The 19,179-nt window shown below is 73.0% G+C and carries 18 protein-coding genes; 9 read left to right on the top strand and 9 right to left on the bottom strand.

Annotated features, from left to right (window positions below; translation table 11 throughout):
- Positions 1 to 151: 151 nt before the first annotated feature.
- The gene (locus AB0L06_RS28440; protein ID WP_500234172.1) at positions 152 to 901 is read right to left on the bottom strand and encodes a TetR family transcriptional regulator; all 750 of its coding nucleotides are present in this window, start codon (positions 899 to 901) and stop codon (positions 152 to 154) included.
- Positions 902 to 1,157: 256 nt separating this feature from the next.
- On the opposite strand from AB0L06_RS28440, the gene AB0L06_RS28445 reads away from it, so the two are divergent.
- The 3 genes from AB0L06_RS28445 (at position 1,158) to AB0L06_RS28455 (ending at position 5,305) form a co-directional block, all read left to right on the top strand.
- Positions 1,158 to 1,448, top strand: coding sequence for a hypothetical protein (locus AB0L06_RS28445; RefSeq protein ID WP_500234173.1), 291 nt, complete (start codon positions 1,158 to 1,160; stop codon positions 1,446 to 1,448).
- A 209-nt stretch (positions 1,449 to 1,657) separates the two neighbouring features.
- Positions 1,658 to 1,936 carry a DUF6504 family protein gene (locus tag AB0L06_RS28450; protein ID WP_500234174.1) on the top strand — a complete coding sequence of 93 codons (279 nt, stop codon included), beginning with the start codon at positions 1,658 to 1,660 and terminating at the stop codon, positions 1,934 to 1,936.
- A 9-nt stretch (positions 1,937 to 1,945) separates the two neighbouring features.
- A complete protein-coding gene (locus AB0L06_RS28455; protein ID WP_500234175.1) occupies positions 1,946 to 5,305 on the top strand; it encodes a DNA polymerase III subunit alpha in 3,360 nt (1,119 codons plus the stop codon).
- On the opposite strand, the gene AB0L06_RS28460 is transcribed toward AB0L06_RS28455, so the two are convergent.
- From AB0L06_RS28460 to AB0L06_RS28475, 4 genes are all read right to left on the bottom strand, one after another.
- Complete coding sequence (locus tag AB0L06_RS28460; protein ID WP_500234176.1) at positions 5,302 to 5,982, bottom strand: DUF4328 domain-containing protein; 681 nt, start codon at positions 5,980 to 5,982, stop codon at positions 5,302 to 5,304. The two genes, AB0L06_RS28455 and AB0L06_RS28460, sit on opposite strands and share 4 nt — an antisense overlap.
- Positions 5,983 to 6,149: 167 nt before the next feature.
- Positions 6,150 to 6,509, bottom strand: coding sequence for a hypothetical protein (locus tag AB0L06_RS28465; RefSeq protein ID WP_500234177.1), 360 nt, complete (start codon positions 6,507 to 6,509; stop codon positions 6,150 to 6,152).
- A complete protein-coding gene (locus AB0L06_RS28470) occupies positions 6,509 to 7,159 on the bottom strand; it encodes a response regulator (protein ID WP_500234178.1) in 651 nt (216 codons plus the stop codon). The genes AB0L06_RS28465 and AB0L06_RS28470 overlap by 1 nt, the downstream gene beginning before the upstream one ends.
- A gap of 13 nt (positions 7,160 to 7,172) precedes the next feature.
- Positions 7,173 to 8,429: a sensor histidine kinase gene (locus AB0L06_RS28475; protein WP_500234179.1), complete on the bottom strand. Its 1,257-nt coding sequence runs from the start codon at positions 8,427 to 8,429 to the stop codon at positions 7,173 to 7,175.
- Positions 8,430 to 8,549: 120 nt separating this feature from the next.
- Here AB0L06_RS28475 and AB0L06_RS28480 point away from each other — a divergent pair, with 120 nt between their 5' ends.
- From AB0L06_RS28480 to AB0L06_RS28495, 4 genes are all read left to right on the top strand, one after another.
- The gene (locus tag AB0L06_RS28480; protein WP_500234180.1) at positions 8,550 to 8,807 is read left to right on the top strand and encodes a hypothetical protein; all 258 of its coding nucleotides are present in this window, start codon (positions 8,550 to 8,552) and stop codon (positions 8,805 to 8,807) included.
- Positions 8,804 to 9,610: an ABC transporter ATP-binding protein gene (locus AB0L06_RS28485; RefSeq protein ID WP_500234181.1), complete on the top strand. Its 807-nt coding sequence runs from the start codon at positions 8,804 to 8,806 to the stop codon at positions 9,608 to 9,610. The genes AB0L06_RS28480 and AB0L06_RS28485 overlap by 4 nt, the downstream gene beginning before the upstream one ends.
- Positions 9,610 to 11,616, top strand: a complete 2,007-nt coding sequence (locus AB0L06_RS28490; protein WP_500234182.1) for an FtsX-like permease family protein — start codon at positions 9,610 to 9,612, stop codon at positions 11,614 to 11,616. Before AB0L06_RS28485 ends, AB0L06_RS28490 begins: the two co-directional genes overlap by 1 nt.
- Positions 11,617 to 11,735: 119 nt before the next feature.
- Positions 11,736 to 12,017 carry a hypothetical protein gene (locus AB0L06_RS28495; protein ID WP_500234183.1) on the top strand — a complete coding sequence of 94 codons (282 nt, stop codon included), beginning with the start codon at positions 11,736 to 11,738 and terminating at the stop codon, positions 12,015 to 12,017.
- Between the two features lie 109 nt (positions 12,018 to 12,126).
- Here AB0L06_RS28495 and AB0L06_RS28500 read toward each other — a convergent pair whose 3' ends face one another.
- The gene (locus tag AB0L06_RS28500; RefSeq protein ID WP_500234184.1) at positions 12,127 to 12,894 is read right to left on the bottom strand and encodes an MBL fold metallo-hydrolase; all 768 of its coding nucleotides are present in this window, start codon (positions 12,892 to 12,894) and stop codon (positions 12,127 to 12,129) included.
- A 72-nt stretch (positions 12,895 to 12,966) separates the two neighbouring features.
- Between AB0L06_RS28500 and AB0L06_RS28505 the strand changes: the two genes are divergently transcribed.
- Positions 12,967 to 13,935: a helix-turn-helix domain-containing protein gene (locus AB0L06_RS28505; RefSeq protein ID WP_500234185.1), complete on the top strand. Its 969-nt coding sequence runs from the start codon at positions 12,967 to 12,969 to the stop codon at positions 13,933 to 13,935.
- Between the two features lie 18 nt (positions 13,936 to 13,953).
- Here AB0L06_RS28505 and AB0L06_RS28510 read toward each other — a convergent pair whose 3' ends face one another.
- The gene (locus tag AB0L06_RS28510) at positions 13,954 to 15,171 is read right to left on the bottom strand and encodes an alpha/beta hydrolase (protein WP_500234186.1); all 1,218 of its coding nucleotides are present in this window, start codon (positions 15,169 to 15,171) and stop codon (positions 13,954 to 13,956) included.
- Positions 15,172 to 15,349: 178 nt separating this feature from the next.
- On the opposite strand from AB0L06_RS28510, the gene AB0L06_RS28515 reads away from it, so the two are divergent.
- Entirely contained in the window at positions 15,350 to 16,147 is a 798-nt protein-coding gene (locus AB0L06_RS28515; RefSeq protein ID WP_500234187.1) for a methyltransferase domain-containing protein, read from the top strand.
- 88 nt (positions 16,148 to 16,235) lie between these two features.
- On the opposite strand, the gene AB0L06_RS28520 is transcribed toward AB0L06_RS28515, so the two are convergent.
- Together AB0L06_RS28520 and AB0L06_RS28525 are read right to left on the bottom strand one after the other, a co-directional pair.
- Positions 16,236 to 17,891, bottom strand: coding sequence for an acetolactate synthase large subunit (locus AB0L06_RS28520; RefSeq protein ID WP_500234188.1), 1,656 nt, complete (start codon positions 17,889 to 17,891; stop codon positions 16,236 to 16,238).
- Between the two features lie 169 nt (positions 17,892 to 18,060).
- Entirely contained in the window at positions 18,061 to 19,083 is a 1,023-nt protein-coding gene (locus AB0L06_RS28525; protein ID WP_500234189.1) for an LLM class F420-dependent oxidoreductase, read from the bottom strand.
- Positions 19,084 to 19,179 lie beyond the last annotated feature (96 nt).

Genomic DNA, 19,179 nt, shown 5'->3' on the forward strand with positions numbered 1-19,179 from the left:
TGGGGGCGTCCGACACGAGCTTCGACGCACATGGGGCATCTGACCGTTCCGGCGTGATACGCGCCGGATGCCCCACCCTATCGAGGATGATCAGCCGCCCCGGCCCCGCTGACCGGCCCGGATCCGTCCGGCCGGGTGGACGGGGCGGAGGTCAGACCCAGTCGCGGAGGGTGGCGCTGGCGACGGCGACGACGGCCTCGACGCGGACGGCGATCTCCTTCGGGTCCCAGACGTCGGCGTGGGCGCAGCGCTCGAACGCGACGCGGGTGACGCCGGTGTAGAACGCGACGACCATCTCGGGGCGCGGGTCGGCGTCCGGGTCGACGCCCTCCCGGTCGGCGATGATCCGCGCGAGCCGGTCCTCGGTGTGCTTGTAGCGGGCCATCTGCGCGGCCTTCAGCGCGGGCTCGGCCTCCAGCACCCGGCGGACGCGGCGGAACCGCTCGGTCTCCTCGGGGTCGGCCTCGGCGATCTCCTTCAGCACCAGGCGCAGCGTCTCGAAGAGCGCGGTGAACGGCCGCTCGTCCGCCGGACGGTTCGTCAGCTGCTCGGTGAACCACTGGTCGTGCTCGGCGAGGAAGCCGGTGACGACGTCCTCCTTGGTGGCGAAGTACCGGAAGAACGTCCGCTGGGACACGTGCACGGCCGCGACGATCTCGTCCACCGTCGTCGCGTCGTAGCCCTGGGCGAGGAACAGCTCGACCGCGGCGTCGACGAGCGCCGTCCGGGTCTGCCGCTTCTTGCGCTCGCGCAGCCCTCCGCCGCCTCCGCCCCCGCTTCCGACGCCTCCGGCACCGCCGGACGGCGCGTCCGCCGACGGCCCGCCGTCGGGTGGCGAACCGACACCCGGACGATCCGGGACGTTCGGCGCGTTCGGTGCTTCCGGGGTGGACGATGACACAACAGGCTCCTCGACGGCGGGGTGGAGAGCACGGGCCGGATGCTCCACCAGCCGGTTTACCACGGCGGGCGGACGTCTCGTCCGATTCGACGGTGTCGCGGCGTCATGCGCTGCGGCGACGTAAGCATGCCGTCACTCTCCGTTCCGAAGCGTGGAGGCGTGCCGGGGGAAGCGAAGAGGTAGACCCAGTCCTCGGGATTTCCCTGCGGTGATCATTTGTCGCGGGCCATCCTGTGGACGGCGGATCCATCCAGGGATGAGGCGGCTGATCGCGGTGTCTGTTGTCGGGGAGCGGGAAATCGCCGAGGTGCGCAGGCACCACCTTGCGGCCCTGGCCTACGAGGTCGAGGTCCGGGGCCTGCGCTGGCGGCTCGCCGGGCCGGACGAGATGGTGCTCGGCGTGGTCGGTCCCGTCAGCCGCCGCCAGATCATGGTCGTCGCGACCCCGGTCGGCTCCGGCTGGTCCTATCTCTGGTCCGGTGGCGGCATGGCCGACGTGGCCCGGGTCTCCGGCGTGGCCGACCAGCTCGCCCGCCTCCTGACCTGACCCGACCCACCCCGCACGCCCCGCCCCGCCGCCGCCGCTTCGGGGTGGGTATTCGTGCGCTCTGACCTGGACTTTCGTCGGCCGGTCCGGGGCGCGGGGCACCCCGGTCTTGCTGGGCCGGTGGGTCTTCCCTAGACTCGTATGCGAACGTATGTTCGAGATAGTGGCCGCATGCCTTCCCCCGTGCGGTGAGCGTGAGGGGGAGGCGGATGACGCGCGTGTTCGGCGATCCGGTCGAGGTCCGGGTGACCGGCGGGCGGCCGGACGGATTCGCCTGGCGGGGGCGGCGGTACGCGGTGCGCCGGGTGCTCGAGCACTGGGTGACCACCCGCGACTGGTGGCTGGAGCGGGAGCCGGACGCGGACGAGCCCGGCGAGCGGGAGTACTGGCGGGTCGAGGCCGTCGCGGGCGGCGGCGAGCCCGGGGTGTACGAGCTGCGGCACGACTCCGCGGCGGATGCCTGGACGCTCTCGCGGCTGTGGGACTGACGGGCCGCCATGCATCTGCACGTCGCGTCCGCCTACTCGATGCGGTACGGCGCGGCCTCCCCGAAGGCGCTCGCCGACCGGGCCGCCGAGCTCGGCATGCGCACGCTCGCCCTGACCGACCGGGACGGCCTGTACGGCGCCGTCCGGCACGTCCGGGCCTGCGCCGATGCCGGGGTCGCCCCCGTCCTCGGCGCCGACCTCGCCCTGCTCCCCACCAAAGGCGACGACCTGGAGCGGGTCGTCGTGCTGGCCGAGGGGAGGACGGGCTGGACGTCGTTGTGCCGGCTGGTCACGGCCGCGCACGCGTCGGGCGAGCGCGGCGAGGCGCGGATCACGCACGGCATGGTCGCCGAGCGTTCCGCCGGGCTGGTCGTGCTGCTCGGCCCGGCGTCGGACTTCGGGCGGGCCGTGACAGAGCGTGACCGTGGACGGGCGGTGGCGCTCCTCGACGCCTGGCGGGCCACCGGCGCCGAGGTCGTGGTCGAGATCGTCAACCACCACGGCCGAGGGGACGGCCCGCGCGCGGCGCGGATGCTCGCGCTCGCGCGTGAGGCGGGGGTCCCGGCCGTCCTCGGCAACGGCGTCCGCTACCTGGAGGGAGCGGACCATCCCGTCGCGCAGGTCCTGGACGTGGCGCGCAAGCTCGTCCCGCTGCACCGCCGCCACCTGGACGACCAGACCGGCCACGCCTACCTGAAGTCGGAGGAGGAGATGCGCCGGTCGGCCGCGCTCGCCTGCGGCCCGGACGAGGCGGACGCCCTGGTCAGAGCCACCAAGAACCTCGCGGACCGGTGCGTCCTCGACCCGAGGGCCGACCTCGGCATGGGCCGGGCGCACCTGCCCGACACCGGGCCCGAGCCGCACGGGCAGCTCCTCGCGCGCTGCCTCCAGGGGCTCGGCAGGCGCGGCCTGGAGCGCAGCGAGGGCTACGAGGCGCGCCTCGCGCACGAGCTGGACATCATCGGACGCAAGGGCTTCGCGTCCTACTTCCTGACCGTGGCGGACGCCGCCGCGCTCATCCGCGACCTCGGCATCCGCTGCGCGATCCGCGGGTCGGGCGCGGGCAGCCTGGTGAACTTCCTGCTCGGCATCGGCGACCTGGACCCGCTCCGGCACGACCTCGTCATGGAGCGGTTCCTCGCCGACAGCCGCCCCGGCCTGCCCGACATCGACCTGGACGTCGAGTCGGCCCGCCGCCTGGAGGCGTACGAGGCGCTGTTCCAGCGGTTCGGGACGGACGCGACGGCGTGCGTGTCGATGATGGAGACCTACCGGGCGCGCAGCGCGATCCGGGACGTCGGCGGCGCGATGGGCCTGCCGCCGCAGGAGATCGACGCGATCGCGAAGGCGTTCCCGCACATCCGGGCGCGGCAGATCCGGGCGGCGCTCACCGACCTTCCGGAACTGCGCCGCTCGAACCTGAACAACGCCCAGCTCAACGTCATCTTCAGGATCGCCGAGCGGCTGGACGGCCTGCCCCGGCACATCGCGCTGCACCCGTGCGGCGTGATCCTGTCCAACCCGTCCCTGCGCGACCGGACGCCCGTCGAGCAGAGCGCGGCCGGGTTCCCGATGAGCCAGTTCGACAAGGACGACGTCGAGGCGATGGGCCTGCTGAAGCTGGACGTCATCGGCGTCCGGATGCAGTCGTCCCTCGCCCACGCGGTCGCCGAGATCGAGCGGACGACCGGCGAGCACCTCGACCTGGAGGCCGTCCCGCGCGCGGACGAGCCGACGTTCGAGATGATCCGCTCCGCGCGGACGCTCGGCTGCTTCCAGATCGAGTCGCCCGGCCAGCGCGAGCTGGTCGCCAAGCTGCTGCCGCGCACGGTCGACGACCTGGTCGTCGACATCTCCCTGTTCCGGCCGGGTCCCGTCGGCTCGGACATGGTCAACCCGTTCCTGGACGCCCGGCACGGACGCCGCCCGGCGGTCTTCCCGCACCCCGACCTGGAGCCGGTGCTGCGGGAGAGCCAGGGCGTCGTCGTCTGGCACGAGCAGGTGCTGCGCGTCCTGGACGTCATGACCGGCTGCGGCCTCTCCGACGCCGAGGGCATGCGCCGCCGGATGTCCAGCGACGCGGGCCTGGAGACGGTCGGGACCTGGTTCCGGGAACGCGCGCACGCACGAGGCTACGACGGCCCGACCGTCGAGCGCGTCTGGCGGACGCTCGCCGCGTTCGGCGCGTTCGGGTTCTGCAAGGCGCACGCCGCGTCGTTCGCGCTGCCCACCTACCAGTCGGCGTGGCTGAAGCGGCACCACACGGCCGCGTTCTTCGCCGGGGTCCTCAGCCACGACCCCGGCATGTACCCGAAACGGGTCATCCTGGACGATGCGCGGCACTTCGGCGTTCCGATCCTGCCGCTGGACGTGAACCATTCGGCGGCGCTCTGGCGGGTCGAGGACGGCGGGATCCGGGTGGCGCTCACCGAGGTCCGCGGGATCAGCGAGGCCGAGGTCGAGCGGATCGCCGGACGCCGCCCGTACGCGTCGCTCGGCGACTTCTGGCGGCGCGCGCACGCGTCCCGTCCGACCGTGGAGCGGCTCGTCCTGGCGGGCGGGTTCGACGCCCTGTACCGCGACACCCCGGTCGGCCGCCGCGACCTGCTGTGCCGCGTGGGCGCGCTCGACCGGGCGTCGTCGGTGCGCCCGTCCGCCGGCCTGGTCGCCGGGCAGCTCCCGCTCGGCGACGACCTCGCGACGCCCGAGCCGGGCATGCTGGAGGACGTCCCGCTCGGCGAACTCCCGCCGATGGCGCCGTCCGAGATCGTGGAGGCCGAGCTCGACATCCTCGGCATGGACGTCAGCCGCCACGTGATCAGCTTCTACGGCGACCTGCTGCGCGCCCTCGGCGCCGTCCCGGCCCGCGACCTGCCCGACCGCGAGAAGGGCGAGGAGGTGCTGGTCGCGGGCGTGAAGGTGGCGACGCAGACCCCGGCCGTCCGGTCCGGTCAGCGGGTCATCTTCGCGACCCTGGACGACGCGACCGGCCCCGTCGACCTGACCTTCTTCGAATCCGTCCAGGACCGCTGCGCCGCGATGGTGTTCGGCTCGTGGCTGCTGCTCGCGCGCGGACGCGTCCACAAGCCCGGCTTCCGCGCCGCGTCCCTGACCGCGTCCGAGTGCTGGGACCTCAACACCTTGGACGAGGCGTGGCGCGAAGGCGGCCTCGACGCCGTCCACCGCCTCATGACGGCATCCGGCCCGTCCGGCGGCGGCCGCCCGATCGGCCGCCGCATGACCTACAGCTCAGGCTTCGCCGTGAGCCCCTACGCCGACATCCCCCACGCGGGCCCCCAGATCAAACGCCCCCCGAACGCCCGCCTATGGCACCAGAGCCAAGGCAGCTCCGGCCCGACGGACCCCTAGTCGGGGCGGGCGATCTGCAGGCGGGTGACCTGGTAGACGACGGTCATCGCGAGGGTGGCGGCGAGGGACTGGAGGGCGGCCGCGGCGACGCCGAGGTGGACGGTGAGGCGGGCGTCGGCGAGGGACTCGGCGCCGCCCCGCGCGAACGAGCGGGACAGCAGCAGCGCGAGCAGGACGCTCATCCACCACGCGACGATCAGGCTTCCGGCGATGTGCCGCTGCGACATCCGGTAGCGGCCGGTGGTCACCCACACGTCGTACAGCAGGCGCGGCGGCACCCACAGGTTCGCGATCGGGACGAGCCAGCCGAGGACCACCCAGCCGCGGCGGTGCCGGTGCGGGCCGGGGGACTGGGTGTAGGCCCGCCACAGCCAGGACACGAACATCACCCCGGTGACGCCGGCGAGCACCGCGCAGATGACGAACAGGTCGGCGAACGGGACGAGGGAGTGCCTGGTCGAGGACGGGTCGTAGCCGTCCTGGGTGGCCGTCCGCAGCGGATGCTCCATCCGGAGCAGGCTGATCCCGGCGCCCAGGGCGAGGAACGCGTGGAAGCCCAGCAGCATGAACACCGCGACCCCGACGGCACGGAAGTCCCTGCGCCTGGCCCACGCTCCGCAGGCCGGACAACGCGCGACGTCCGTCGGGACGATGTCGCCGCACAGCGCACACGGCATGGGGGGACACCTCCGAGGACTTACTCGTCCATTGCCTCGGATACTACGTACCTTTGCCGCATACCGCGCGCCATGCTGGAACACCGCAGGTGACATGGCCGTCCACGGCCGACGGCACGGCCAAGATCCCTCGGGAACACCCTCTGGGGACGCCCTCGGGGACGCCGTCAGAGGACGATTCGGGTGACCGCGTAGGCGGCGGCGAAGGTCAGGGTGAGCCAGAGCAGGGCCGTCCAGAGGGCGGACGGCCCGCCGCGCAGGAGCCGGTCCGGGCGTCCGGCGGTGGCGATGATCAGCGTCCACCACTGGACGGCCATGAAGATCGTCGCGTACAGCGAGCCGTAGCCGACGAAGGCGAAGCCGAGCACCAGCGTCGGCGGGGTGATCACGTGCAGGAAGACCGCGTCGCCGCCCGCCCCCGCGTCCGACCTCCGGAGCAGGGCGAGCAGCGCGCCCCAGCCGACGGCGGCGGCGATCCACACGGTGAACAGCGGCCAGGTCGCGGTGCCCAGCGTCCCGGCGGCCATCAGGCGCGCATCAGGCCGGACTCCCAGGCCCAGGCGGCGATGCCGGTGCGGTTCCGGGTGCCGAGCTTGCGCTGGACGCTGCCCAGGTGCGTCTTCACCGTGGACAGCGAGACGAACAGCCCGGCGGCGATCTCCTCGTTGGTGCGGCCGCGCGCGACCAGCCGGACCACGTCCAGCTCCCGCTCGGTGAGCGGCTCGGGCAGCCGGGGCGGCTCCGGCGCGGGCGCGGACAGGTTCGCCAGCAGCCGGACGGTCACCGACGGCGACACCAGCGCCTCGCCGTTCGCCGCCGCCCGCACCGCCTCCACCAGCAGCGCCGGGCCGCTGTCCTTGAGCAGGAACCCGGCCGCGCCGCCGCGCAGCGCCTGGTAGACGTACTCGTCCATGTCGAACGTCGTGACGATCACGACGCGCAGCGGGTCCGGGACGCCCGGCCCCGCGAGCAGGCGGGTGGCCTCCAGGCCGTCCATGTGCGGCATCCGGATGTCGAACAGGCACACGTCGGGACGGAGCCGGCGGGCCAGCTCCACGGCCGCCGCGCCGTCGGCGGCCTCACCGACCACCTCCATGTCGACCTGCGAGTCGATGATCATCCGGAAGCCGGTGCGGACCATCTCCTGGTCGTCGGCGATGAGAACGCGGATCGTCACGGGTGGGATTCTCTCAGCTCTCCTGGACGGGGATCACGGCGACGACCTCCCAGCCGCCCTCGGGCCGGGGCCCGGCGGTGAGACGGCCGTCGACGGCGTCCACCCGCTCGGCCAGCCCGGCGAGCCCGAACCCGCCGGACGGCAGCCGCCGCCCGCGCCCCTGCCCGTCGTCCCGGACGGCCACCTCGACCGAGCCGTCCCCGAGCCGCGCCACCGACACCCGCACGACCGACGCGTCGGCGGCGTGCTTGCGCGCGTTGGTCAGCGCCTCCTGGATGACCCGGTGCGCCGAGGTGACCACCTCCGGCGGCAGTTCGCCCAGGTCGTCGGCCAGGGCGAGCGTCGCGGGCGGGGTGTCGCCGAAGCCGTCCACCAGGTCGGCGACCTGCGTGAGATCCCCGACCGGACGCGTCGCCCCGCCCTCGGACGCGCCCCCCGGACGGCCCGCGTCCTGCGCGTCCCGCAGCAGGCCGACCATCCGGCGCATCGAGGTCAGCGCCTCGGTGCCCGCCTTCTCGATCTGCCCGAACATCTTGTCCAGCTGCTCCGGCGACTGCGCCGCCGCCCCCGAGGACGCGGCGAACCGCGCCGCCTGCGCCTGGACGACGATCCCGGTCACGTGGTGGGCGACGAAGTCGTGCAGGTCGCGGGCCAGTTCCAGGCGCTCGTCCCGGCGCGCGTCGGACAGCGCCCGGCGACGGCGCGTCTCCAGCGCCCGCAGGTACAGACCCGCGCCGATCGCGACCGCGACCAGCACCGTCATCGGCGCGGAGAGGACGAGCATCAGCATCGACGAGCTGCGCAGCGGCGTCAGCACGATCGGGAGGGCGACCAGCGCGGTCATCACGACCAGCCGGTTCTGCGGGGCCGTCCAGGCCATCCGGGCGACCAGCACCAGCAGCCCGGCGATCTCGACCACCGCCGCCTGGTCCTGGATCGTGGTGTCGAGCGCCGTGAACGCCCAGGTCAGCAGGAGGGACGCGGACGCGCTCGCCACCGCCCACCGCTCCAGGCCGCGCCGCGCCAGGCAGGAGTAGGCGATGATCGCCGCGGCGGCGACCCCCGCCAGGTCCCACGGGTTCCCGCGCGCGTAGTTGCCCGCCAGGCAGGCCAGCAGGTAGAGCGCGGCGCAGCCCCAGGCCATCAGCCGGAACAGGCAGCCGCCCACCGACTGCACTCGGGCCAGCCGGTCCGGCTCCTCGGGCCGCGGTTCCGGCCCCTGGTTCGGGATCCCGTTCGGCGCCCCCGCCGCGCCCCCGGTCGCGTTCATGGTCCCCGAGGCTACGGCCTGGGGGCTATGCCCGGATCGACCATTCGGCCGATGGCCGCCCGCCGAGGACCGAACCTGTGTCCGATGTGCCGGACCAGGGCGTTCGCGAACCATGGGGGCATGGACCTCAACGGCTTCGCCTTCCTCTACATCCCGCTCGCTGTCGCGTTCGTCACCTTCGTCGTCTACGGCGGGCTGATCATGCCCGCCAAGGAGATGCGCGACTCGTTCTCGCTCCGCCACGACCGCCCGCGCGGCCCGGACGGGGACGCGGACCTGATCGCCCTCCCCTCCGGCCGCGCCGACCGCGCCACCCACACCGCCCACACCTCCCACACCGCCCACACCTCCCACACCGACCGGAAGGCCGCCGCGTGAACACCCCCACCCCGCCTGTCCTGAGCGGGACCGGACTGGCCAAGGCGTTCGGCCCGACCGTCGCGCTCGGCGGCGTCGACCTCGCGGTCGGCCGCGCCGAGGCCGTCGCGATCATGGGTCCGTCCGGGTCCGGCAAGTCGACCCTGCTGCACTGCCTGGCCGGGATCATGCGCCCGGACCAGGGCGAGGTGCGGCTGCTCGGCGACCGGATCGACGACCTCGGCGAGCGCCGCCGCAGCGCCCTGCGCCGGACCCGCTTCGGGTTCGTGTTCCAGTTCGGGCAGCTCCTCCCAGAACTGCCCGCGGACGAGAACGTCGCGCTGCCGCTGATGCTCGGCGGCACCGGACGCCACGAGGCGGTGCGGGCCGCCCGCGCCTGGTTCGGGCCGCTCGGCCTGGCGGGGATGGAGGGCCGCCGTCCCGGCGAGCTCTCCGGCGGGCAGGCGCAACGCGTCGCGATCGCCCGCGCCCTGGTGACCGAGCCCGCCGTGGTCTTCGCGGACGAGCCGACCGGCGCCCTCGACCAGGCCACCGGCCACGACACGATGCGCCTGCTCGTCGAGGCCACCCGGCACAACGGCGCGTCCCTCGTCGTCGTCACCCACGACCCCGGCGTCGCCGCCTGGTGCGACCGCACCGTCGAAGTCCGCGACGGCCGCCTCCTCACGCCGTCCCAGCCGCCGTACCCGCCCCAACCCTCGTCCCCGTCGCATCCCACGCCCGCGCCACAGCCCATGTCCGCGCCTCAGTCCGCGCCCGCGTCCCAGCCGCCGTTCCCGTCCTCGTCTCACGGAGCCGTGTGATGCGCACGACGCTCGACCTCTCCTGGCGGCTGCTGCGCGGCGGCGGACGCCGGGGACTGCTCGGTTCCCTCCTCACCCTCGCCGCCGTGGCCGTCTCGACCGGACTGCTGCTGTTCGCGGTCGGCGCGAACCACGCGTTCGCCGCACGGACCACCGCCGACGCGTGGCGGCATCCCGGCAAGGCGCACGGCACGCCGACCGCGATCGAGGCGCTGACCACCGACTACGTGCGCGGAAAGCCCGTCAAGGTGGTCGAGCTGGCCGCGTTGTCCGCGGACGCGCCCGTCCCGCCCGGCATGCGGCACTTCCCGAAGCCCGGCGAGGTCTGGACGTCCCCGGCGCTCGGCGACCTCATGCGGAGCCTGCCCGCCGACCAGCTCTCCCAGCGCTTCCCGGCCCACACGCCCACGGGGACGCTCGGCCGCGCCGCGGTCGCCCACCCGGGTGAGCTCATCGCCGTCGTCGGACGTGCCGCGTCCGACCCGTCGATGACGGCCGCCCGCTCGGACAAGACGGCCATCGACGACGTCGCGTCGCCGACCCGCATCGACCGCTTCGCGACGAGCTCGGACTCCTCCACCGCGTTCCTGTACCAGGTGCTCGCCGCCATCGCGTCCGTGCTCATGATCGTCCCGCTGCTGGTCTTCGGCGGGGCCGCCGCCCGGCTCACCGTCGCCCGCCGCGACCAGCGGCTCGCCGCGCTCCGGCTGGTCGGCGCGACGCCCGGGCAGGTCGTCGCGATCACCACCGCGGAGGCCGTGCTCACCGCCGCCGCCGGAGCCCTCGTCGGGACGGCCCTGTTCGGCGCCGCGCTGCCCGCCCTCACCCGGATCAGCATCGCGGGCGGCTCCTGGTACGCCTCCGACCTGTGGCCCGGTATCTGGACGCCGCTCGTCCTGCTCGCCGTGCCCGTCCTGGTCGGGATCAGCGCCGTCGTCGGCCTGCGCCGCGTCGTGGTCAGCCCGCTCGGCGTGGCCCGCCGCGAGACGCCGCCCGCGCTGCGCGCCGTCCGTCCGCTGATCTTCCTCGCCATCGTCATCGCCTTCGGGGCGCTGGCCGGGAGCCTGACGTCCCTCGGCCGGGCCGGCCTGGTGATCCTGCTGGTCTTCCTGGCCCTGGCCTTCCTCGGCATCAACCTGGTCGGCCCCTGGATCGTCGCGCTCATCGGCCGGATCGCCGCCGGGACCGCCCGCGGCCCCGCCCGCCTGCTCGCCGGGCGCCGCCTCGTGGACGACCCGCGCTCGGCCTGGCGCACGGTCGCGGGCATCGCCCTCACCGGCTTCGTCGCGGGATTCCTCGCCCTGCTGAACCCGTCGTCCGGCATGCTCCGGCACGACTCGGCGAACCGCCTGGAGATCTCCGTGCCCGCCGCGTCCGCCGAGAGCCTCGCGTCCGGCGCCCGCGACCGCCTGCACGGCCTCCCGGCCAAGGTCACCATCGAACCCCGCAAGGACGCGGGACCGCGGGAACCCGGGCAGGGCCAAGCGGACTCCACGATCCTCCAGGCCACCGTCGACGGCGGCCGCGTGAACGTCGACCGCGCCCGGACGGCCCTGACCGGCCTCGTCCCCGGCCACACCGCCACCACCCCGGCGGAGGGCGCCCTCGCGTCCGGCAACCTCCTGGCCGACCTGCGCACCGGGGCGCTGACCGTCCTCGGCGTCTCGTTCCTCATCGCCATCACCAGCGCGGGCATCACCGGCGCGTCCGCGGTCCTGGACCGCCGCCAGACCTACGCCATGCTGCGCCTGGCGGGCACCCCGCTCGACGTCCTCGACAAGGCTCGCCGCCTGGAGACCCTGATCCCCCTCCTGGTCATGGGCGGCGGCTCCCTCATGACCGGACTGTTCTTCGCCGCGCCGTTCGCCGCGGGCTTCGGGATCTCGGGCGCCCTCACCCTGGTGGGCTTCGTGATCCTCGGGTTCGGCGGCATCCTCGCCGCGAGCGCCCTGAGCCGTCCCCTGCTCCGGGCGGTGACCACCGACCCCACACCGCGCCCGGACTAACGGCTCCGACACCTTTCGCTGGCCCCCCGGGAATGTCGTAGGCGGTTCCTAGAGTTGCCTTGTGACATGGGGGAACACCCCGGACCGATGGTTCGGCGGTGGCATGTGAAGGAGTCGGTGTGGAGTACGCGAACGGGTTTTCCCAGCACCTTTCCCGGGCCAGCCTGACCGGCCCGGCGGAGCGGACGATCGTCGAGCCGTGGCTCAGCGAGCTGACCCGCCTCCCGCTCAACGCCTACCCCGACGAACCGCTGAACGCCCATGACAGCAGACCGCTGAACGCCTATGACAACGGACCGCTGGACGTCCACGACCACAGGCCGCTGGACGCCCGGGTCGTCACGATGATGCGGGGCGTCCGGCCGTCCCTCGGACACGCCGAGGGGCTGGCCGTCGCCTGAGCACGGCGCCCCGCTCCGCCTGAGCACGGCGCCCCGCCCCCGCCTGGGCACCGTGCCCCGCCCCGTTCGAGCACCGCCCCGCCGCTTCGCCCCGGGGCCTCGACGCGGGTCACAGCGTGGCGGACTTGCCCAGGGTGAGCAGGGTCAGCCGGTCGGTGAGGCCGGCGTCGGCGAACGCCTTGGTGAGCAGGTCGCCGCCCTCGGTGAAGTGGGCCCAGCCCTCGAAGTGCAGCGGGACGGCGTGGCGCGCGTCGAGGATCCGCGCGGCCTCGGCCGCGCCCGCGCTGTCCAGGGTCAGCAGCGCGCCGTCCATCAGGATCGTCCGGGCCGCGCCCGCGAACAGCAGCGCGACGTCGATGACGGGGAACCGCTCCTTGATCTCGCGGACGATGTCCAGCGACGCGTTGTCACCGCTCACGTAGACCGTCGGGAGGTCGTCGGCGGTCAGCACGAACCCCGCGACCTCCCCGGTGAAGGCCTCCGCGCCCTCCGGGCCGTGTAGCGCCGGGACGCGGGTGACCCGCAGCGTCCCGCCGTCCGGACGGGCGATGTCGTGGTGCTCCCAGAGGCCGAGCGCCGTCGAGCCGGGCACGCGCTCGGCGCTGGACGCGTTGGTCAGGACGAGCGGCACGCGGGACAGGAATTCGCGGCCCGACACGTCCAGGTTGTCGGGGTGCTGCTCGTGCGACAGCAGGACGGCGTCGATCCGGCCGACCTCGTCGGTGGTGAGGGCCGTCGGGCCGGTCTTGGTCACCTTGCGGTTGCCGGGGAGGATGTAGTCGCGCGGCTCGTCGAAGGCCGGGTCGGTGAGCAGCCGCAGGCCGCCGATCTCGAGCAGGGAGGTGGGGCCGCCGAGGGCCGTGATGGTGATCGTCATGCCACTGATCATGCTGCGCGGACGGGCCCGGAGGTGAGTGGCGAGAAAGCCACCGTGCGATAGATTCCAGCCATGCGTGATCCCCGGAGCGTCGTGGTGCTCCTGTTCGACCGCGTCCCGATGTTCGAGACGAGCGTGCCGCTCAGCGTCTTCGGCAGCGATCCCCGCGGCAGGACGCCGTTCGAGGTGCGCGCCGTCGCCGCCGAGCCCGGCCCGATCCGGATGGAGGCGGGCCTCGTCCTGCACGCGCCCACCGGCCTGGACGCGCTGGACGACGCGGGCCTCGTCGTCGTCCCGAGCTGGCGCTTCGGCGAAGAGGAGCCCCCAGAAGACGCCCTCGACGCCCTACGCGCCGCGCACGCGGACGGCGCGACCGTCGTCGGCCTGTGCCGCGGCGCGTTCGTCCTGGCCGCGGCCGGGCTGCTCGACGGGCTCCGCGCGACCACGCACTGGCGGTACGCGCCCGCGCTCGCCGAGCGCTATCCGAAGGTCCACGTCGACCCGGCCGTCCTGTACGTGGACGAGGGGTCGATCGTCACCTCGGCGGGCACGGCCGCCGGGATCGACGCGTGCCTCCACCTCGTCCGGCGGGAGGCGGGGGCGCAGACGGCGGCGTCGATCGCGCGGCGGATGGTCGTCCCGCCGCAGCGGTCGGGCGGTCAGGCGCAGTACATCGAGCATCCGATCCCGCAGCCCGGCATGGACGACCCGCTGGCGCCCGTCCTGGAACACGCCGTCCGGAACCTGCACGACCCGTCCCTGGACGTCGACGCGCTCGCCCAACGCGCGCACATGAGCAGGCGCAGTTTCGACCGCCGGTTCCGTGAGGCGACGGGCACCTCACCCTTGCAGTGGCTGCTCGCCCAGCGCGTCCTGCACGCGCAGCGGCTCCTGGAAGGCACCGACCTGCCGATCGACTCGATCGCCCGGCAGGTCGGTTTCGCCAACGGGGTCGCGCTACGCCCGCACTTCCGCAAGGTGGTCGGTGTCGCGCCACAGCCGTACCGCGACACCTTCCAACACACGCTCCAACCCGCCTGAAACGAGCCGCCCGGCTCGCTAGAGCTTCTTGGCGCCGATGCTCGCCATGATCTCGGGCCAGGTCTTGTGCATCTCGACCTTCCAGTACGCCCAGTGGTGCGAGCCCGGGCCGTAGAAATCCGCCGTCACCGGAACGCCGGCGGCCTTGGCCGCCGTGACGAAGTCGCCGGTGGTGCGCAGGACCTGGGTCTCGCTGAGGAAGCCGATGTCGATGGGGCTGCCGCCCGGCTTGTCGAACACGCCCGGCGTGCCGTTGCCGGACGACACGAACAGCTTCGTCCCGCGCAGCTTCTTCACCAGAGAGGCCGGGTCGTGTGCGGTCCAGTTCGCGCGCGCCGTGATCGGGTCGCCCCAGATGTCGAACGGGTTCACGCCGGACCGCATGTTGATGTACAGCAGCAGCGCCGGGATGCCGGGCGACAGCATCGACAGCACACCGCTGTAGGACGCCGCGTACCTGAACATCCCGGGATGCCGCGCCGCGTAGGTGAGCGCGCCCTGCCCCCCGGACGAGATGCCCATGACGGCCCGCGTCGTCCCGGCGTGCAGGTTGCGCTCGACGAGCTCGCGCACCTCGCTGGTGTGGAAGGTCTCCCAGCGCGGGTTTCCGCCGCGTCCGCCGTTGTACCAGTCGGTGTAGGAGCCGTTCGCGCCCTCGGGCATCACGACCATCACGTTCCACTGGCGGGCGACCGTCGCGATGTCGGTGCTGCGCGTCCAGGAGACGTAGGTGTCGTTGCCGCCGTGCAGGGCGTACAGCGTCGGCCAGGTCTGCGTGGTCTTGGCCTTCCAGCCCTGCGGCACCAGCACCCGGACGGTGCGGGTCGCGCCCAGGGCGGGGGACTTCACGCTCAGGTCGACCTGGTTCTTGCCCGCCCACTTGGCGGCGGTGACCACCGCGCCGTCGCCGGCTGCGTGCCAGCCCTTCAGGCCGCCGCCACCGGCGGGCGGCGTGCTCGGCGGGCTGGACGGCACCTTGGTCGGGGAGGGCGCGCTCGTGGTCGGCTGCATGGAGGGCAGCGGAGAGACCTTGCCCTGCGCCGGGGACGGCGGAGGCGGAGTCTGCTTGACCGGTTTCGGGTCGGACGCGGCGGCCTGCGCGCCCAGGGGTGCGGTCCCGGCGGCGGGCTGCTGCCCGCCGGACCCGTTCCACGGGACCAGCACGAGAGCGGTCGGCACGGCGGCGACGACGGCCACCGCGCCCACGGCAAGTTTGCGTTCGGTCTTCTTGCGCACGTTCGCCCCTTCAGTCGCGAACGTCACGGTAGTGAAAGATGATCGCGTTCGGCAGTTTTATCAGCAAACGTTAGGTTTCTGGGATCTCATTACCTGAGACGTGTTTCTCAATTGATGAGAAACCTGGCAGGCTCGTGGCACAGCGCAGAACCGGCCGACCCCACGAGAGGTGATCCGGATGACCGTCTACACCCACGGCCACCACCCGACCGTCCTCAGCTCCCACACCTGGCGCACCATCGAGAACAGTGCCGCCTACCTGGCCGGACACCTGCGCGAGGGCCTCACGCTCCTGGACGTCGGATGCGGTCCCGGGACGATCAGCGCCGAGTTCGCCGAACGCCTCGCCCCCGGACGGGTCGTCGCCGTGGACGCCGCCGAGGCCGTCCTCGAGCAGGCGCGGGCGCACGCGGCCGGACGTGGACTTGACAACATCGAGTTCGCGGTGGCCGACGTCCACGATCTGGCCTTCCCGGACGACGCGTTCGACATCGTCCACGCGCACCAGGTGCTCCAGCACATCGCCGACCCCGTCCGGGCGCTCTCGGAGATGCGGCGCGTGTGCAAGCCGGGCGGCATCGTGGCCTCGCGCGAGGCCGACTTCGGCGGCTTCACCTGGTATCCGGAGCCGCCCGCCATGGCCGACTGGCTGCCCATCTACTACAAGGTCGCGCGCAGCAACGGCGGCGAGCCGGACGGCGGACGCCGCCTCGTCTCCTGGGCACGCGAAGCGGGCTTCACCGACATCACGTTCACCTCGACGGTATGGGCCTTCGCCACACCGGAGGAACGCGAGTGGTGGTCCGGAACGTGGGGCGGACGCATGCTCCACTCGAACGTCGCGGACACGGCCGTCGAAAAGGGCTTCGCCACCCGCGACGACCTGGAACGCATCCACCAGGGCTGGCAGGAGTGGACCGCCGCGCCGGACGGCGTCTTCACCGTCCAGCACGGCGAGATCCTCTGCCGCGCCTGACCCGAACCCGACCGAACCCCGACCGGCCCGCCACCGGGCCGGTCGGGCGATGCGGATCCGCCAGAACGGATCCGCCAGAACAGGTCGGTCAGAACGGGTCGGTCAGCTCGCCGAGCTTGTCGGTGAGCTGCATGTTGTGCGAGTAGTCGACCGGGACGGTCACGACCGAGACGCCGTCCTCGGCGAGCGCCTTGCGCAGCGTCGGGAGCAGCTCGTCCGCCGAGTTCACGCGGTACCCGTGCGCGCCGAAGCTCTCCGCGTAGGCGACGAAGTCGGGGTTGCCGAACTTGATGTTCGAGCTGCGCCCCATCTCCAGGTCCATCTTCCACTCGATCAGCCCGTATGCGTCGTCCTCCCAGATGAGGACGGTGATCGGGATGTTCTCGCGGACGGCGGTCTCCAGCTCCTGCGAGTTCATCAGGAACGCGCCGTCGCCGGTGGCGGCGAGCACCCTGCGGTCGGGATGCGCGAGCTTGGCGGCGAGCGCGCCCGGCACCGAGAAGCCCATGGACGACAGCCCGTTCGACACCAGCAGCGTGTTCGGCTCGTAGGTCGGGTACATCCGGGCCATCCACATCTTCACCGCGCCGGTGTCGGCCAGCACGATGTCCTCGCGGCCCATCGCCTCGCGGACGTCGGCGACGATGCGGCGCGGGGACAGCGGGAAGCCGTCCTCGGTGCGGCCCTCGGCCAGCTCGTCGCGCATCAGCTCGCGGATCCGGCGGCCGGTCCCGTTCACGTCCCAGCGGCGGTGCACGGCGTCGCCGAGCGCGCGCAGCGAGCGCGAGATGTCGCCCTGGATGCCGACCTCGACCGGGTAGTGGTCGTCCACCTCGGCGGGCATCGCGTGGATGTGGATGATCTTCTTGTCGGCGTTCGGGTTGACCTTGACCGGGTCGAACTCCTGCAGTTCGTAGCCGACCGCGATCAGCACGTCCGCCTCGTCGAAGCCGAAGTTGACGTAGTCGTGCCGCATGAACCCGACCGCGCCGAGCGCGTTGCGGTGGTCGTCGGGGAAGACGCCCTTGCCGTTGAACGTCGTCGCGACCGGCAGCCCGAGCTTCTCCGAGAAGTGGACGAGCGCCTCGCTCGCGTGCGCGCGCGTCGCGCCGTGCCCGGCGAGGACGACCGGCTGCTTCGCCATGGCCAGCACGTCCGCGGCCCGCGCGACCTGCGACGCCGACGGCTCCTGCGGCTGGACGACGTTGACCGGCAGCGGCTTGAGGTCGACCGAGACCGACGCGGACTCCACGTCCTCCGGGATCGCCAGGTACACCGCGCCCGGACGCTCGGTCTGCGCGGTCTTGAACGCCTTGCGGACGACCTCCGGCAGCGCCTCGGGCGTCGGCACCAGCTCGGACCACTTGGTGATCGGCCGGAACAGCGACACCAGGTCGACGATCTGGTGCGACTCCTTGTAGATGCGGTCCAGCCCGACCTGCGCGGAGATCGCCACGACCGGGGTCGAGTTGGTCTGCGCGTCGGCGACGCCGAGCTGGAGGTTGATCGCGCCCGGCCCGAGCGTCGCGGACGCGACCCCGGCCTTGCCGGTCAGCCGCCCGTAGATCTCCGCCATGAACGCCGCGCCCTGCTCGTGGCGGACCAGGACGTAGCGGATGGACGAGTCGTCCAGGGCCTGGACGAAGTGGATGTTCTCCTCGCCCGGGATGCCGAAGACGTACTCGACGCCCTCGGCCTCCAGGGTGCGGACCAGCAGTTTCGCGGCGTCCGCCTGCGTGGCCATTTCCTGTCCTTCTTCCTCGGCGAGGTCGGGTGACACATGGGGTGATGCGAAGACGTGATGTCTGGGAAGCATCCTTCACCCGCCGGGCATTTCCCGCTGTGGCCAACCTCACCCCGGGCGCGTCGCCCAGGTCACCCTCGCACGCCCAGGTCACCCGAGGACGCCCAGGTCACCCGAGGACGAGGTCGCGGACGGCGCGCAGCGTCGGCTCGTCCCGGACGCCCGCGATGAGCAGCGTCGTGACCGGGCTGTCCCGCCACAGCTCGAGCCGCTCCCTGATCCGCCCGATCGGGCCGAGGAGCGAGATCGAGTCGGCCAGCTCGTCCGGGACGGCCCGGACCGCCTCGTCGCGCCGTCCGGCGAGGAACAGCTCCTGCACGCGCGCGGCCTGCTCGGCGTACCCGAGGCGTCCGATCAGGTCGAGGTGGAAGTTGCGGTCCTTCGCGCCCATCCCGCCGATGTAGAACGCGAGCGGGATCTTGGCGAACGCGAGGGCGGACGCCAGGTCGTCGGTGACGATCGTGGTGACGGTCGCGGCGATCTCGAAGTCCGCCGGACGACCCGCCAGCGACTCCCCGAACAGCGCGTCGATCTGCGCCGGGTCCACGAACAGCGGCAGCCAGCCCTGCGTGTGCGCGGCGGCGAGCGCGATGTTCTTCGGCCCCTCCGCGCCGAGGTACACCGGGATCTCCGCACGCACCGGATGCACGATCGACTTCAGTGGCTTGCCCAGGCCCGTCCCGCCCGGATAGGGGAGCGGGTAGTGGGGGCCGTCGTTGGTGACGGGCTCCTCCCGCCGCCACACCTGCCGCATGACGTCCAGATACTCGCGCGTGCGCGCGAGCGGCCTCGGGAACGGGACGCCGTACCAGCCCTCCACGACCTGCGGGCCGGACGCCCCGATGCCGAGGATCATCCGTCCGCCGGACAGCGCGTCCAGGGTGAGGGCGTGCATGGCGGTCGCGGCGGGGGTGCGCGCGGACATCTGCGCGACGGCGGTGCCGAGCTTGATCCGGGACGTGCGGGCGGCGTACCAGGCCAGCGGGGTGAACGCGTCGGATCCGTACGCCTCGGCGGTGAAGACCGCGTGGTACCCGAGCCGTTCGGCGGCGAGCACCGTCTCGGTCTGGTCGTCCGGGTCGCGTTGCCAGTAGCCGACGTTGACACCGAGCTTCAGGCCGTCAGCGGTCACGGTGGCACCTTCCGTAGGGGGACACCGCGATGCTAGAACACGTTCTACTTTACTCGGAAGGGCCGGCGGGCCGCGCGCGGAGCGGCGCCGCCGGGA

This window comes from Spirillospora sp. NPDC052269 (genome assembly GCF_040679435.1).
In the GTDB taxonomy this organism is placed as follows: Bacteria; Actinomycetota; Actinomycetes; order Streptosporangiales; family Streptosporangiaceae; genus Spirillospora.

Excerpts from the sequence above, each read along its gene's own strand:
- AB0L06_RS28505 (WP_500234185.1), top strand. The coding sequence starts at position 12,967 with ATGCGTGATCCCCGGAGCGTCGTGGTGCTCCTGTTCGACCGCGTCCCG.
- AB0L06_RS28475 (WP_500234179.1), bottom strand. The coding sequence starts at position 8,429 with ATGAACGCGACCGGGGGCGCGGCGGGGGCGCCGAACGGGATCCCGAAC.
- AB0L06_RS28450 (WP_500234174.1), top strand. The coding sequence starts at position 1,658 with ATGACGCGCGTGTTCGGCGATCCGGTCGAGGTCCGGGTGACCGGCGGG.
- AB0L06_RS28520 (WP_500234188.1), bottom strand. The coding sequence starts at position 17,891 with ATGGCCACGCAGGCGGACGCCGCGAAACTGCTGGTCCGCACCCTGGAG.
- AB0L06_RS28455 (WP_500234175.1), top strand. The coding sequence starts at position 1,946 with ATGCATCTGCACGTCGCGTCCGCCTACTCGATGCGGTACGGCGCGGCC.
- AB0L06_RS28515 (WP_500234187.1), top strand. The coding sequence starts at position 15,350 with ATGACCGTCTACACCCACGGCCACCACCCGACCGTCCTCAGCTCCCAC.
- AB0L06_RS28490 (WP_500234182.1), top strand. The coding sequence starts at position 9,610 with ATGCGCACGACGCTCGACCTCTCCTGGCGGCTGCTGCGCGGCGGCGGA.
- AB0L06_RS28480 (WP_500234180.1), top strand. The coding sequence starts at position 8,550 with ATGGACCTCAACGGCTTCGCCTTCCTCTACATCCCGCTCGCTGTCGCG.
- AB0L06_RS28500 (WP_500234184.1), bottom strand. The coding sequence starts at position 12,894 with ATGACGATCACCATCACGGCCCTCGGCGGCCCCACCTCCCTGCTCGAG.
- AB0L06_RS28460 (WP_500234176.1), bottom strand. The coding sequence starts at position 5,982 with ATGCCGTGTGCGCTGTGCGGCGACATCGTCCCGACGGACGTCGCGCGT.
- AB0L06_RS28465 (WP_500234177.1), bottom strand. The coding sequence starts at position 6,509 with ATGGCCGCCGGGACGCTGGGCACCGCGACCTGGCCGCTGTTCACCGTG.
- AB0L06_RS28445 (WP_500234173.1), top strand. The coding sequence starts at position 1,158 with ATGAGGCGGCTGATCGCGGTGTCTGTTGTCGGGGAGCGGGAAATCGCC.